We start from the raw sequence: 15,051 nt of genomic DNA, 5'->3' as shown, positions 1-15,051 counted from the left end.
CTTTACAAAGGGTACAGTTTATATGCGGTGCTGCTCTTTTTGCTATATTTACAGGTAACCTATTTGCTTGGCAAATCGGGCAATTACATCACTTGATCGGTTGGACGAATCAGCACTTCATTGACAGCCACATGCCGTGGACGAGTCACAATATATTCGATCGCTTCGGCAATATCCTGAGCTTCCAGCAGTTCGATATCACTGAAACTCTTCATGCTCTGTTCACGAACCTCATCCCGCAGATGAGAGCTTAGTTCGGTCTTTACTGCCCCCGGTTCCACAGCAGCTACGCGCACACTTTGACCGGCTACTTCCTGACGCAGTGCATCGGTAAAGGCGGCTACGCCGAATTTGGTCAGATTATAGACCGCTCCACCTGCCATCGTTTTGCGTCCGGCTACCGAACTGATATTGATCAGATCCGTTACTTTACGATCAGAGATCGAGGCGCTTTTTACCAGATGCGGCAGCGCGGCATGAGATACATACAGCAGACCATTTACATTAATGGATACCATGCGTTCCCATTCTTCCAGCGGCGCATCCGATGCAGGACCCAGCAGCATAACGCCGGCATTGTTGATGACCGTATCAAGACGTCCATACTCCTCGACTGTACGGGTAACCGCCTGCTCCGCCTGTTTTTGATCTGTAATATCCGCTTCGATTACGAGCGCTTTGCCGCCGCTCGCTGTAATCTCTGCTGCCAGCTGCTCCAGACGATCTTTGCGGCGTGCCACGATAGCTACCGCAGCTCCCTGTGCAGCGAGTGTTTTCGCTGTAGCTTCACCAATTCCGCTGCTTGCTCCTGTGATTAGTGCGACTGTTCCCTGTAGTTTGGCTGTCATGTGTAAGCACTCCTTTGACGGTTATATTAAAGTCAGATATGAATTGCGACTTTTGGATACATACTAACTTTGTATTACCACCAGCAGAGTCCACTAATCACTTATAGCAATTTTATTTCTCAAAACTTAATTTTGAAATCGTGTTATTGAACCTGTTAAGCATGCATATGATCTTTGGCTTCCTGCCAGGGTACCGAATACCCCTGCCCCTTGGCACAAAAAATCGAAGAAGAAGAATAGAGCGGATCGGCTTCCTTGCGATACTGCTTACGTTCAATCACTTCCTGCTGATTATGACATGGATGGTAACCATCGAAGGTCAGGCTGATCATTCCTTTGCCATGGGTAAAGGAAGCCAGTTCCGCGCTGTAGTTCATAAAGGTCGCTACCGGTACTTTGCCAGTCAGAAGACAGTGTGTTGCCGTCATCTCGGGGGATTCGATGGTTCCATTCGCCTGTTGCACATCGGACATAATCCGCCCCATATGCTCCAGCTCGGTGCGGATTTTGAAATGGTAATACGGTTCCAGCACGATATTGTCGGCCTGCTCCAGTCCCTGACGAATCGCACGATACGTCGCTTCACGGAAATCGCCTCCACTGGTATGCTTGTTGTGCGCCCTGCCGGTGAGCAGTGTAATAACGGTATCCGTTAATCCGGCTCCGGTCAGAAGACCATGATGTTCACGTTCCAGTACATGCTGGCCGACCAGATTCTGATAACCGACCGCCAGCTGATCCGGATGGCAGGCATTGCGGAACGTAATACCACTGCCTCTTGCTCCGGGCTCCAACTGTAGATGGACTTCAGCATAATGACGCAGCGGTTCAAAATGACCATACCCGGTTACCGAATTGCTGATAGTTTCCTTGTACAGAATCTCCGGCGGTTCAAAAGTAACCTGTACCTGAAAGCGATCCAGCAGTACTTTCTCCAGAATCTCCAGTTGGATCGCTCCCATCACCTGAATATGCAGCTCCTGCAGCTGCTCTTCCCAAGTTACGCCAAGCGATGGATCTTCCGCCTCCAGCTCGCGGAAAATACGCAGTACGTCCCGGATAGGCAGTTCAGACGGATAGTTCACTCGCGAAGTCAATGCCGGAATGAGCTGAAATGGACGATTGCCTGTATGATCACCTAATCCGGTCAGAGGACCTGCTTCGGTCAGTCCGGTTACAGCGAACAGTTCACCAGCTACAGCATAATCTGCCGATTGATACTTCTCGCCATTATAAATACGTATGCTGGTAATCTTCTCTTCCATCATCTGACTGGACAGACTCGAGGCATAGGTCAGATTGTCTCGTACACGGAGTGTGCCTTGTAGTGCTTTGATATATGTAACTCTCGTTCCGCTGCTATCATGACCAATCTTGTACACTTGCCCGGCAAATGGCTGCTCGGCATCGTAGTCTGTGATCGTTAGCCGATCCAGCTGCTCCAGAAATCGTGTAATGCCCTCATCCTGCAGAGCTGAACCATACATGCAAGGATACAGTTGACCTTCACGAATCATGCGGATCATGGCTGCTTCCCACTGTTCTTCGGTCACTTTACCATCCAGATAGGCACTCAGCAGCACTTCATCCCGCTCTGCCAACAGAGTCTGCAGTTCCTCACTCACCGATTCATGCTGATCAAGATTCCAGTATCGGGTAAAGTCGGCTGCATCCGGTGTCAGCAGATCTTGAATCTCCTGCATTACCCTGTCTGCATCTGCACCGATCCGGTCCATTTTATTAATAAAAAAGAAAGTGGGGATCTGGTATTCCTGCAGCAATTGCCAGATAGTTTCAGTATGCCCTTCAATACCCTCGACTGCACTGATCAGTACCACCGCATAATCCATCATGCGCAGTGCCCGCTCCATCTCGGCCGAGAAATCGGCATGTCCCGGTGTATCCAGCAAATAATATACTGATTCTCTATACTGCATCACAGCCTGACCGGCAAATACGGTAATTCCGCGTGTTCGCTCGATCTCGTGGTTATCCATAAAAGTATCCTGATGATCCACTCTGCCCCGGCTGCGAATGCTACGGGTATGATATAAAAGCTGCTCGGCAAATGTCGTCTTGCCTGAATCCACATGCGCCAGCATGCCAATCGTCTTATTCATAGATAGTCTCCCTGGTTCTGTTCATTATACTTGCTGACCTAGAGGACAGCAGATGATCTTTCCATTATCGCATAGATTTGCTACGTGTCAGCACAGCAATGCCGGATTTCCTAATTAGAGGAATCCGGCATTGGCATTTTGTGATATATCTCTTTTATTCCGGCATCTGACTCTGGATCAGCCATTCCCGGCATTCCGGCCACCAGAGATCATATTGGGCTGATTCCCGGTGTCCCATATTGGGAATCAGTGTGACAGCTACTGTATTGCGGTGATCCTGATACATATCCGCCATTTCTGCCTGGAAGCGCAGTGCACCATCCGGCGGTACATGAGTGTCTTCTTCGCCACATATAAAATGAATCGCCGGATGGTGATTATAGGCAGGCAGATGGGTCAGCGGATTCAGCTGGTTATACCAGTAAGCCGCATAGGCATCCGGCTCACCAGCAGGGACGGGCGTACCGGGCTGACGGATATCCTCCATACCGGGACGCAGCCAGTCCGGTGTGGCAACGACTGCCGCTACCTTGTGAATACGGCTGTCAATACCAGCGGCTGCAACGGCAATATCGCCACCCATCGATAACCCGCCTATTTGTACATAAGGATCGACCTGTAGCTCATGGATGGCCCAATCCACAACACGCAGGGTATCTACGGTAGTCTGTCCCAGAATTGGCCACATATAACGCCGGAAATTGCCGAATACTCTGCCAAATAAATCTTCTTCATCCTTCAGACTACGTTCACCATGCTGCCAGGCATCCAGACTGACAGCGATAAATCCGAGTCCAGCCAATTCTTCCAGCATGGGCTGCATCGTTTCTTTGGAACCATTAAATGGATGCAGCAGGATAATCAGCTGCCGCCGGGAAGGGCTGATTTCCGGTTCTGACCATAATACGGGGATATGATCGACCCATGTAGATCGTGTAACAATGGATTGTTGTTCGCTCATTATGTAACCTCCTGATAGTCCAGCTTGATCGCTGTGGACAACATTATGATTTCGTTTGTATACGCTTCATCTACCACTACCTCTCTCCTGCTTATTCGAAACATTATCTTCAAAGAGAGTATGCCAGTCGACCTGTTCAGTCAGTTAAAAGGGATACAGTGGATCGCCCTTTTGTTGTTACTACGGACTTGTGTGATACTCCTATTACTGTATGTAATATTACTGCTCACCTGATTATGATCACAGCTTGTCGGAGACGATTTTTATCAAAAACGCCTTTGCCGACAGTTGATCCTGGATGCAGGAGACTGCCGGCAAAGGCGCGATATTATAAATTCTATATGCAGACTGTTAGCTACTCATTATTATCTAGACGAGCTTTTGCAGTGCTTCTGGAGTGAACATCTCAATCTCGTCCGTACGATTCTCACGAACTTTGTTCGGCCAGGCCGGATCGCCGATCAGTGCACGACCTACAGCGATTAGATCAAATTCCTGATCTTCCAGCTTGTGCAGCAGCGGATCGATATGCGCCGCCGGGTCATCCTCTTCCACCTGTTCCGTACGGTTGGCAAATTCGGATTTCAGACCCACCGAGCCGACGGAGATAGCCGGTTTGCCAGTGAGCTTGCGTGTCCAGCCTGCCAGATTCAACTCAGAGCCTTCAAATTCCGGCAGCCAGAATCGGCGTGTCGATGCATGGAAGATGTCTACGCCTGCATCGACGAGCGGCTGGAGAAGCTGCTCCAGCTGTTCAGGCGTTTCGGCGAGGCGTGCTTTGTAATCGGACATTTTCCATTGGGAGTAGCGGAAAATAATCGGATAATCCGGACCCACTGCTTCACGGCAGGCTTTCACTACTTCAGCCGCAAATGTAGTACGTGCTACCAGATCGCCGCCGTAACGGTCGGTTCGCTGGTTGGTACGCTCCCAGAGAAATTGATCCAGCAGATAGCCATGTGCTCCATGCAGCTCTACCGCATCAAATCCGATCCGTTTGGCATCGGCTACTGCCTGTGCATAAGCCTGAACGAGCTGCTGAATCTCTTCTTCGGTCAGCGGTTCATTGACTTTGTTGCCTGACAGGTCAAGTCCGGACGGTCCAACCGGTGCTACCTCGGAATTGGGTTCGTCTCCCCGTTTGCGCGCCATGCCTACATGCCAGATCTGAGGTGCTATTTTGCCGCCTGCTTCATGAACAGCTTCAACGACTTTTTGCCATCCAGCAAGTGCTTCTTCACCATGAAAAAGAGGAATGCTCGCTCCACTTACTGCCGATGGATGATTGATTGCTGTGCCTTCCGTAATAATCAGGCCCACACCACCTGCAGCACGAAGACGGTAGTATTCTGCAACGTCCGGTCCAGGTACACCACCCGGTGAGAAGCCTCGTGTCATCGGTGCCATAACAACGCGATTGCTCAATTCCAGCTTCTCACTTTGAAAAGGTTTGAATAAGGATTCTGTGTTCATGTTAACGTCCTCCTTGCATATGATGGATTACTTGATTATTTTTCGTAACAACAATACCTTAGCATAGTGATATATGTAAATCAAACCAGCAACCTTCTAATAAGCGGTATATCCGTATTCCATGATACCTTGTAAATATCCGGATTGGTCATGGCTTCCCACTCCGCGAATCCATAAGTAGCATCCCAGGATCGCAGCAGCAGAGAGATGAGATTACCGTGAGACACTATTGCCGGCTCATGATAGCCCTGCTCCAGCAGTTCGCTCACGACCTGATTCGCACGTGCCGCTGCTGCGCTGGTGGATTCGCCACCCGGATAGCATAGATGTGGATCATCATAAGTACGTCGAAGCATATCGCGCCACTGCGGTGCATCCTGTCCACACAGTACACGTTCGATCAATCGTTCATCGGTTACTACCTTCAGACCAAGCCGCTCAGCCAATGGCTGAATTGTACGATAGGCACGCTCATACGGACTGGTTACAATAATATCGATCTGCTGCATCTCCGCCAGATGTGCCAAGGCTTCTGCCTGGCGGCGCCCTTTCTCCGTAAGGGCAGCATTCGGTGCCTGTCCCTGTGCTTCACAATGACGAATGATATACATATTAGACATCGGTTACTCTCCTTTTTTTCATTTCATCAGGCTGGCCCTAATCCATGAGCAGCGGCATAATTCCCCCAGTGTGGTCTGCGGCCGTCCACATCGGTAAATCCATATACATCAGATAATCCCCAGCTCGATAATGCCTGTCCAGACCTGTTCGACGCTTCCGGATCGGCGGCCAGTGAAGCGATAGCCCGTCCGACAAAATACGGCGTCTCCGACTCGCTAAAATGTTCGGCATGCTGCTTGCCGCCCTGCACCGCATCCATCCAATTCGCCTCGGTTACGCCATAATGCTCCAGCATTTCCTCGGAACGCAGAAATCCCGGTGTTACAGATACAGCTGTTACTCCATAAGGGCGAAGATCCACTGCCATAGCGGCCGCCATATGAATCGGTGCGATCTTCGCTAGACTGTAATACAGATTGCCACGATAAGAATAATCAGTGCCATCGGTTACTTCGATGATCATACCGCAGCCTCGTGCCGTCATCAAGGCAGCTGCATAGTGACTCGTAATCAGATGCGTCTTCAATACACGATCCTGTATCAGTAGACCATTAGCGAGGGAATGCTGCCAGAACGGTGTCTCCCACTCTGTTAGCTTCTCTCCGCCCCAGATATCATTCACCAGAATATCCAGCTGACCATTCTGCTCATCCATGATGCGCTTCATTAGCTTCTGGACCTGCTGCTCATCGGTATGATCCACCTGTATCGCAATTCCATGTCCGCCATGAGCAGTTACCATATCAGCGGTGTCTTCAATCGTCTCGCTGCGATTCAGATCGGAAGGCAGACCACGTATACTTCGGCCCGTACAGTATACCGTAGCGCCTGCTTCACCCAGCATTACAGCAATACCACGGCCTGCACCACGTGTAGCTCCGGCTACCAGAGCTACTTCACCTCTCAGATTAGTTGTGAATGTATTCATGATTGTTCCTCCTCCACAGTGATAGGTATATTTTGATCATACCTGCTATATATGCCACCTTGTGTCTTATATAATAAAGAAATTAAAAATATAAAGAATTAAAACTCATCCTGAAAGGAAGGGTAATTATGAGAGCAGATCGACTGCTGCGCATCCTGTTATTGATTCAAAATGAGGGTAAAATAACAACCCGTGAACTCGCCCAAAAACTGGAAGTGTCGGTACGCACCATCGTCCGCGATATGGATGCACTCAGCGCATCCGGTATACCGATATATGCGGAGCGAGGCAGTCAGGGTGGCTGGCGATTAACTGACGGCTATCGGACTTCATTAACAGGCATCAAGCCGGAAGAACTGGGCTCTCTGCTGCTGTCTTCCCACCCTCAACTGCTGGCCGATCTGGGTATTCAGCAGCATTTCGATGATGCTTTGCAAAAACTGCTCGCTGTTATGCCTTCCAATGCATTACAGACAGCTCAAATCATCCGCTCCAAAATTCATATGGATGGTGCCGGATGGTATGAAGCCGATCAATCTTCACCACAGCTTCTAACTATTCAGGAGGCCGTATTTTCCGAGAAAAAGCTGCATATCCGCTATCAACGTGATGAAGAAATTTGGGATCGTCTATTGTGTCCGCTGGGGCTGGTAGCCAAACGTTCGGTCTGGTATATGATCGCTCATACAGATGATGAATACCACGAACCGCGTACTTACCGGGTATCCAGAATTATAGAAGCGATAATACAGGAAGCAGGGTTCTCCCCTCCAGCCGATTTCAGTTTGCCGGATTACTGGGAGCAATCCACACGCCAGTTTAAAAATAATCTTCCCCGCTATAATGCTAGGGTTCGTGTACAAACTGCAACCCTGAGCCGGCTGACAAAGGAAAGATATATTCAAACGGGTACCATTCAGCCTTGCACCGATCAACCGGATTGGTGTGAGACGAATATCCAATTTGCTACGCTGGAGCATGCCTGCTGTATGCTGCTGAGCTATAGTAACGAAATAGTAGTGCTATTTCCCGAAGATCTGCGTCAGCGTATCAGGAAGCAGGCAGCTGCAATTGTTCATCTGTATCAGGATTCTTCATGTTCTATGGAATAAAGCAGCTTTCGTACAGACTCAATTATGTCTTGTTATGTAGTAGAGCAGAATATAATCAGATGTATCCAAAAAGCCCTTCCCGATAATTGGGAAGGGCTTCTGATATGAAGACATTATAATATCGTATACTTGTTATACTAGCTGCTTACGGAGTTGGTGTACCACCGTTGGCATTGAGTGTCTCGCCACTTACATAACTGGATTCCTGACTGGCCAGGAATACGTAAGCTGGAGCCATTTCCATCGGTTGACCCGGACGACCAAGCGGTGTCTGGGAACCAAAGTCTTTAAGCGCTTCTTCTGGCTGTCCACCCACAATTTGTAGCGGTGTCCATACTGGACCCGGAGCTACGACATTGACGCGGATGCCTTTTTCGGCAACCTGTTGAGCCAGTGCTTTGCTGAATGTATTGATTGCAGACTTGGTTGTAGCATAATCCAACAGGATTGGTGAAGGATTATAGGCCTGAATCGAAGATGTATTAATAATACTGCTGCCTGGCTTCATATGCTTGATTGCAGCTTTGCACAGCCAGAATAGGGAATAGACATTGGTTTTAAATGTATGATCGAATTGTTCTGTTGTTAGATCAGCGATTTCCGGAACAAACTGCTGTTTGCCGGCAACGTTTGCCAGAATATCAATACCGCCAAGTTCTTTGACAGCGGTCTCGATGAGTTGTACACAGTATTGCTCATCTTTGAGATCTCCCGGTACAGTAACGGCTTTGCGTCCTGCTTCTTCAATCAGCTTGACCACTTCCTGTGCATCAGCTTCTTCTTCTGGCAGATAGGATAATACAACATCTGCTCCTTCACGAGCATAAGCGATAGCTGCTGCACGTCCGATACCACTATCTGCCCCCGTTACGACAGCTTTGCGTCCGGTCAGACGACCTGTACCGCGGTAACTCTTTTCTCCCGAATCAGGAACAGGAGTCATGTCTTTCTGAATTCCCGGTTCCGGCTGCTGCTGTTGAAACTCCGGTCCAGCTTTCGGATACTGTGTAGTTGGATCCTGCATTGTGTATTGATCGGCCATGATATAATTCCTCCTCTGAATGGTGTGAATAAGTTACTTTGAATAGCATCAATTATAAAATCTCTCAACTCTTTTTATGTAACCGTCATGACACTTCGTTAAACGGAACGTTGTGCATTTTGGTACAACGATGTGGATTGTCAGTGTATTTGGCATTTAGTGAGAACGCATACAATGATGTTGTCTGCGAAGATGTATTCCTGTTTTGTTTATGTTACGATAGAAGCATATGGGATTTATTGGATATTGAGATTAACCTATTGCCAATCCCGGTTACGTATTACCGTAATAATTTATATCGAGGAATGGTTGAAGTTTATCGTTAATACGTACATTTCACAGTCATTCATTTGTGTTCATTATTATGAAAAGGGGATACTGCCTATGTACTTGCTCACTGGTTTTGTTATTTTCTCTATCGTTATTATTGTATATGCACTAATTGCTATTTTTGCCGCACGTTATCTGATTGGCAAATTGGATAAACGCGGAATCCGGCATTCGAATATCGTGCTGGGCGTTGGAATTCCTATCGCTGCATGTCTGATTTTTCTGGCTTTTTGGTGGCAATCACCTTTACAGCTTTTTTTACTGGTGCCTTTGTTTCTGGTCGTTGGGCGGATATGGCGCGATTACCGTAAAATTGAGAAAATGGAGCAAAACTAGAACGTATCTACAGCTTATAGTATGCAGTTTACATAGACCAGCCGATTTAATAATATAGTACGATAACTATAAGGAATACCGGACCCAACCGCCTGCATACTCAGGTAGGTCGGATCCGGTATTTTGATTATTGCTTTTTATCCTGTGGATTGATCAGGTATATTCCAGACAGATGACTGCAGTTTGCAGAGATTCATCATAGAACAGATACATCCAATCCGATCCATAAGCCTGAAAATAATAACCGGTGAGCGCTCCAATATACGGAAACACGCTGCCATCCGGACGATGCGGCACAGACAGCAGATTAGTAGATTCAAAAGTACGGTATTCTTCCTCCGAATCACCATGTTCCTGAAAGATCTTCTGTATTTGTTCGGAACGCAAATCCAGGTCTTCCAGCAATCCGTTAATTTCAGGATAAGTGATCCCCCAACCTTTCTCCTGATAGGATTGCCAGGATTCCATTACTTCCTGCACCGATTTCATCGGCTCATCGGATGAATAAGGATGAACTTTTTGCTCCTGTTTGTAGAATTGTTTTCTCGCTTCATAGTCCTGCTCATTTTCCGCATAGACCGTTTTCAGAGAATCTATCTGATTTTTTACTTTTTTTAGCTTGAGATATTGCTTGTCACCAGCTGCTTTAAGTTGTTCATACTCGGCATTCACCTGCTCTTCCTGTTCGATCAGGAAGTAATTCCAATCTCCCGCAAATCGGTACTTGCCATCTACTACATCAAAAGCAATCGAATCTTCCTGTGTCCATTCCGTATGAAACGCAGACGTCATTTGACCTACCGTGCCTTCATAGATTTCCTTAACGGATACAAAATGAACCCACTGATCCTTTTCCGGGAAAAGGCACTTCAGGTTAATCGAACAAATTGGTAAAAAATGCCGCCGATGCCGCTCGATATCTTCTGCAAAGACCTCTTCATACTCTGGAAAAGCACGGATATATTGTTCGGAAATATGCATATGTACACTCCTTTGTATTTCAATGTCTTTATTGTAGCACGTGTATTATTACCACTCAAAAAAGCCTTCCGGTATCCTGTCCGAAAGGCTTTTACATTACAAAATATATAGATTGCCTACAGTAATGGTCGCTCGCTTATTTTAATCAGCAAAACGGGTCTATCCATTAGTGTCCATCAAAACATAGGCAAAATATATTTGATCAGGAACCACAGCACCAGACCAAGAATAATGATATAGGCTGCATATTTGATAAATGTCGATGCTACCATGCCGGAGTCGGATCTGCGCTCTACCCGTACCTCTCTTTTATCCACATCTACATTGCGATTTTCATTCATGATTTATTCGCTCCCTTTTGGGCCTGAGGCCTTAGCTTAGTTGGTAAATCAAATTTGAGATTTATTACACCCATTTGTTACTCATGAATCGCTTTGGGATGATGTATATCCAAAATATTTTTACGAAAATATAATGATGATTCATGAATCAGAGAACTCAGCTCTTTTCATGCATATATAATTATCAGGCAGGGCAAATTCCATTATTGAATCTCATACTTTTATGAAGTATTGCATCTGCAAAACGAGATGCTGACTCCGGCTAATAACAGATTTCCTCAACAATCCTCATAAAAAAAGCAGGACTCCCTTGATAGGAGCCCCGCTTGCTTCTGTACTATATAATTACTGCATATGGCATGCCCTGTCATACAGGACATAAGCTTTAGCCTAACTTTACAGTGTGCTGGTATCAATAACAAAGCGATAGCGTACATCGGAAGCCAGTACACGCGTATATGCTTCGTCGATCTGATCAGCAGAAATAATCTCGATCTCAGGAACAATATTATGCTCGGCACAGAAGTCCAGCATTTCCTGTGTTTCCCGAATGCCGCCAATCATCGATCCGGCAAAGGAACGACGCTGACTGATCAGTGAGAATACATTGATCGACAATGGCTCGGCAGGAGCTCCCACATTAACAATCGTACCATCCAGCCCCAGCAGCGAGATATAGGCATCCAGATCAATCTTGGCACTCACTGTGTTGATGATCAGATCAAATTGACCTGCCAGGTTCTGGAAAGTCTCTGGATTGCTGGTCGCATAATAATGATCAGCACCGAATTTCAGTCCATCTTCTTTTTTGCTCAGGGATTGGGATAATACCGTCACTTCTGAACCCATGGCATGAGCAATCTTGACTGCCATATGACCGAGTCCGCCCAGTCCGACTACGGCTACCTTTTTGCCAGGGCCTGCATTCCATGTACGCAGTGGTGAATACGTAGTGATACCTGCGCATAGCAGTGGAGCAGCATGTTCCAGACTAATATTGTCCGGGATCCCCAGTACAAAATCTTCGGTTACGACGATATGGGAAGCATAACCACCCTGGGTAGGTTGGCCGTATTTGTCCACACCAGCGTAAGTAGGCACATTGCCTTTATGGCAGTATTGCTCTTCGCCTTTTTTGCAATTAGCGCATTCGCGGCAGGAATCGACCATGCAACCAACACCGACACGATCACCAATTTTGTACTTGCTAACTTCGGAACCGACAGCGGTTACGATACCGGCAATCTCATGTCCCGGAACGAGTGGATAATTAACAGGACCCCATTCTCCACGTGCAGTATGAATATCGGAATGGCAAATGCCTGCAAATTTAATCTCGATCAATACGTCCTGGGTATCCAGATCACGACGCTCAATTGTCGTTGCGTGGAACGGCTGATCTGCCCCATCGACTGCTCTTACTTTGGCTGTAACCATGAATAAAACCTCCTGTGCATTTATCTTATTATACAGCTGATAATCATCATTGATTGATTAATCAACATCTGTTAATAATTATATATAACAGTCCATGATCCACAATAGTTAAATGGAATCAATTTGTTGGATAATCAACAAATTGTGCAAAATTGTTAATTATCTTTTGAAAGGCCGGGTGAATAAGGATGAACAAAGTAGACCGAAGAATAACCAAAAGCCAAACGGCTATCAAACATGCGCTGATTGAACTAATGGGCGAAAAAAGCTTCGACAATATCAGTATTCAGGATATTGCCGATCGCGCTAATGTGAACCGGGGTACTATTTATTTGCATTATATGGATAAATTCGACCTGCTCGACAAGATCATGGAAGAGCATATTCAAAATCTGGGAAACTTTTGCGATTCTGCTGCCGATATGGATTTTATCGAATCAACCATTCATTGCATGGAGTATTTTGAAAGCAACTACAAATTCTTTTCCACGATGCTCGCCAGTGAAGGTGCTATCTATTTCCGCAGCCGGTTTCTCCAATTTAATATAGAGGAATTCCGAAATGATGTGGATATTACCATGGGTAAAAACCATGGCCAAAACGAAGAAATCGTTGTGCAGTTTGTCGCTAATGGTTACGTAGGGATCGTCGAGTGGTGGCTAAAAAACGGCATGCCCTATCCCCCTCGTATTATGGCTGACAAAGTAGGCGAGTTGCTGGAGCGCATTGTATAGACTTTTTATCCCGATGCTTCCGAAGCAGAACTGAACTTGGCATTTCGGATTGCCATCGTCATTTTACCCAGAACGAGTGGCACGATGCCTACAAGTATCTTATGCGGTATACCAAAAATAACGATGAATAATCTTCCTCTTGCCCTGTCCAAATTGTACTCCTTTTATAGTATTAGATCTTATTACTTACACCCTAAAACTTTCTTAAAGGAGATCCATATCAATGAGAAAAACACTGATTACATACGATGCCAGCCAGCTTCCTATATCCTTGCAATCTTATATGAACGACGCTCTTATTTACGATAGCAGTTCTTCCGAGAATGCCAGAACGCTTTTTATTGAAGGCACGCCTTCTTTATTCCTCAAAATTAGTGCCAAAGGAACACTGGAACGGGAATATCGCATGAATGAATTTCTGCATGCTCATCAGATGGCTCCACGTGTAATGGAATATACAGGTGATGATACTCATGATTATCTATTAACTGCAGCGGTTCAGGGTACAGACGGTGTGGATCCTGATCACATCAACGATCCCGAGCAGCTGGCTGCTGCATTTGGCTATCATCTGCGCAGGCTGCATGAGCTTCCCCTGACCGGATGTCCCTATCCCGGCAGAAGTGCAGAAATCCGGCAGGAAGCACTAGATAGCGGTATCCCCGCTTCTCTACTGGAAGAACTCAACTATGTGCCAGTCGATAATGTGATTATTCATGGAGATTACTGTCTTCCCAATGTGATTATGGAGAACTACCATTTGCGCGGATTGATCGATACCGGCTATGGTGGTATCGGAGATCGTAATTATGATATTTACTGGGGATTATGGACGCTCCAATACAATCTGGATACCGAGCAATATCATGATATATTCCTGGATGCGTATGGAAAAGACGATGTGAATATGGATGGTGTACATTATTTCAGCAAATTGGTGGACTGGACAGAGTAATATTACACGCTGATTCATTCCACAAAAAAACCGCAGAATAAGCATCTGCGGTTTTTGCCTATTATTTTTGCTGTTTGAAACGAATCTCTTCCAGATACAAACCTTCAGCTTCTGCCATTCCGCCAGTTTGCAAGCGTTCCTTGGACAGAATGATACCAGGGATTTCTTCTGCTTTCTTTTCCCCAAGTCCTACTGCAATCAGCGTACCGACCATTTTGCGAACCATATTATACAAGAACCCATTGCCACTTACCCGAAATTCGATAAAGCCGTCTTTCTCCTGTATATCCAGCGCATGGATCGTGCGAACCGAATCCTTTTTCTTCGACTTGGCATTCGCATAAGCAGTAAAATCATGCTCGCCGATAAAATGAGCGGCTCCCTGGCGCATGCGCTCAATATCCAGCGGCTTGACGACATGCATGCTGTATTTACGCATAAATGGATGGCTGTACGCGCGATTCCATACTTTGTACAGATAGGTCTTGTCTGTCGCATGAAAGCGGGCATGGAACTGCTCATCGACCTGCTCTACCTGGATAATACTGATATCCGGTGGCAGATAATGATTCAAAAAGCTCATAATGCGCTCTTCTGTCAGGTCCTGACGAGTCTTGAAATTGGCGACCTGCATAAGTGCATGCACACCCGCATCTGTACGGCTGGAGCCGACAATCTCAATCTCTTCTCCGGTCAGTACAGAGATGGCTTTCTCGATCTTGCCCTGTATAGTGTGATCACTATCGCCCAGACGTTGCCATCCCTTGTAGCGGTCACCGTCGTATTGGATAGTTAATTTGTAGTTATTCATATTGGCTCCTTATGGCAAATT

General features: G+C 46.6%; 16 protein-coding genes. 4 read left to right on the top strand and 12 right to left on the bottom strand.

Annotation, left to right across the window (positions count from 1 at the left end; all coding sequences use genetic code 11):
• Window positions 1–83 precede the first annotated feature (83 nt).
• The 6 genes from H065_RS0120885 to H065_RS0120860 form a co-directional block, all read right to left on the bottom strand.
• Window positions 84–848: an SDR family NAD(P)-dependent oxidoreductase gene (locus H065_RS0120885; protein WP_017815038.1), complete on the bottom strand. Its 765-nt coding sequence runs from the start codon at window positions 846–848 to the stop codon at window positions 84–86.
• Between the two features lie 155 nt (window positions 849–1,003).
• The gene (locus H065_RS0120880; protein WP_017815037.1) at window positions 1,004–2,968 is read right to left on the bottom strand and encodes a GTP-binding protein; all 1,965 of its coding nucleotides are present in this window, start codon (window positions 2,966–2,968) and stop codon (window positions 1,004–1,006) included.
• Window positions 2,969–3,122: 154 nt separating this feature from the next.
• Window positions 3,123–3,929 (bottom strand): alpha/beta hydrolase, encoded by an 807-nt coding sequence (locus H065_RS0120875; RefSeq protein ID WP_017815036.1) that lies wholly within the window; start codon window positions 3,927–3,929, stop codon window positions 3,123–3,125.
• Window positions 3,930–4,298: 369 nt separating this feature from the next.
• Window positions 4,299–5,402, bottom strand: a complete 1,104-nt coding sequence (locus H065_RS0120870; protein WP_017815035.1) for an NADH:flavin oxidoreductase — start codon at window positions 5,400–5,402, stop codon at window positions 4,299–4,301.
• 80 nt (window positions 5,403–5,482) lie between these two features.
• Window positions 5,483–6,022 carry a histidine phosphatase family protein gene (locus tag H065_RS0120865; RefSeq protein WP_017815034.1) on the bottom strand — a complete coding sequence of 180 codons (540 nt, stop codon included), beginning with the start codon at window positions 6,020–6,022 and terminating at the stop codon, window positions 5,483–5,485.
• Between the two features lie 26 nt (window positions 6,023–6,048).
• Complete coding sequence (locus H065_RS0120860) at window positions 6,049–6,951, bottom strand: SDR family oxidoreductase (protein ID WP_017815033.1); 903 nt, start codon at window positions 6,949–6,951, stop codon at window positions 6,049–6,051.
• Between the two features lie 128 nt (window positions 6,952–7,079).
• Between H065_RS0120860 and H065_RS0120855 the strand changes: the two genes are divergently transcribed.
• A complete protein-coding gene (locus H065_RS0120855) occupies window positions 7,080–8,063 on the top strand; it encodes a helix-turn-helix transcriptional regulator (RefSeq protein WP_017815032.1) in 984 nt (327 codons plus the stop codon).
• A 145-nt stretch (window positions 8,064–8,208) separates the two neighbouring features.
• Here the strand turns inward: H065_RS0120855 and H065_RS0120850 are convergent, their stop codons facing one another.
• Window positions 8,209–9,105, bottom strand: a complete 897-nt coding sequence (locus tag H065_RS0120850) for an SDR family oxidoreductase (protein WP_017815031.1) — start codon at window positions 9,103–9,105, stop codon at window positions 8,209–8,211.
• 384 nt (window positions 9,106–9,489) lie between these two features.
• Between H065_RS0120850 and H065_RS0120845 the strand changes: the two genes are divergently transcribed.
• Entirely contained in the window at window positions 9,490–9,771 is a 282-nt protein-coding gene (locus tag H065_RS0120845) for a hypothetical protein (protein WP_017815030.1), read from the top strand.
• A gap of 153 nt (window positions 9,772–9,924) precedes the next feature.
• Here the strand turns inward: H065_RS0120845 and H065_RS0120840 are convergent, their stop codons facing one another.
• The 3 genes from H065_RS0120840 to H065_RS0120830 form a co-directional block, all read right to left on the bottom strand.
• A complete protein-coding gene (locus H065_RS0120840) occupies window positions 9,925–10,752 on the bottom strand; it encodes a hypothetical protein (RefSeq protein WP_017815029.1) in 828 nt (275 codons plus the stop codon).
• Window positions 10,753–10,928: 176 nt separating this feature from the next.
• Window positions 10,929–11,093 (bottom strand): hypothetical protein, encoded by a 165-nt coding sequence (locus H065_RS27980; RefSeq protein WP_017815028.1) that lies wholly within the window; start codon window positions 11,091–11,093, stop codon window positions 10,929–10,931.
• A 396-nt stretch (window positions 11,094–11,489) separates the two neighbouring features.
• Window positions 11,490–12,530, bottom strand: a complete 1,041-nt coding sequence (locus H065_RS0120830) for an NAD(P)-dependent alcohol dehydrogenase (protein ID WP_017815027.1) — start codon at window positions 12,528–12,530, stop codon at window positions 11,490–11,492.
• 188 nt (window positions 12,531–12,718) lie between these two features.
• On the opposite strand from H065_RS0120830, the gene H065_RS0120825 reads away from it, so the two are divergent.
• Window positions 12,719–13,264, top strand: a complete 546-nt coding sequence (locus H065_RS0120825) for a TetR/AcrR family transcriptional regulator (RefSeq protein ID WP_017815026.1) — start codon at window positions 12,719–12,721, stop codon at window positions 13,262–13,264.
• A gap of 5 nt (window positions 13,265–13,269) precedes the next feature.
• On the opposite strand, the gene H065_RS27975 is transcribed toward H065_RS0120825, so the two are convergent.
• On the bottom strand, window positions 13,270–13,416 hold the full coding sequence (locus H065_RS27975; protein ID WP_017815025.1) for a hypothetical protein: 147 nt from the start codon (window positions 13,414–13,416) through the stop codon (window positions 13,270–13,272).
• 71 nt (window positions 13,417–13,487) lie between these two features.
• On the opposite strand from H065_RS27975, the gene H065_RS0120815 reads away from it, so the two are divergent.
• Window positions 13,488–14,219 (top strand): aminoglycoside 3'-phosphotransferase, encoded by a 732-nt coding sequence (locus tag H065_RS0120815; protein ID WP_017815024.1) that lies wholly within the window; start codon window positions 13,488–13,490, stop codon window positions 14,217–14,219.
• A gap of 61 nt (window positions 14,220–14,280) precedes the next feature.
• Here the strand turns inward: H065_RS0120815 and truA are convergent, their stop codons facing one another.
• On the bottom strand, window positions 14,281–15,030 hold the full coding sequence (gene truA, locus H065_RS0120810; RefSeq protein WP_017815023.1) for a tRNA pseudouridine(38-40) synthase TruA: 750 nt from the start codon (window positions 15,028–15,030) through the stop codon (window positions 14,281–14,283).
• Window positions 15,031–15,051 lie beyond the last annotated feature (21 nt).

This window comes from Paenibacillus shenyangensis (assembly GCF_000346635.1).
GTDB classification, from domain to species: domain Bacteria; phylum Bacillota; class Bacilli; order Paenibacillales; family Paenibacillaceae; genus Saccharibacillus; species Saccharibacillus dauci.
This window is presented reverse-complemented; position numbering and strand designations above follow the sequence as displayed.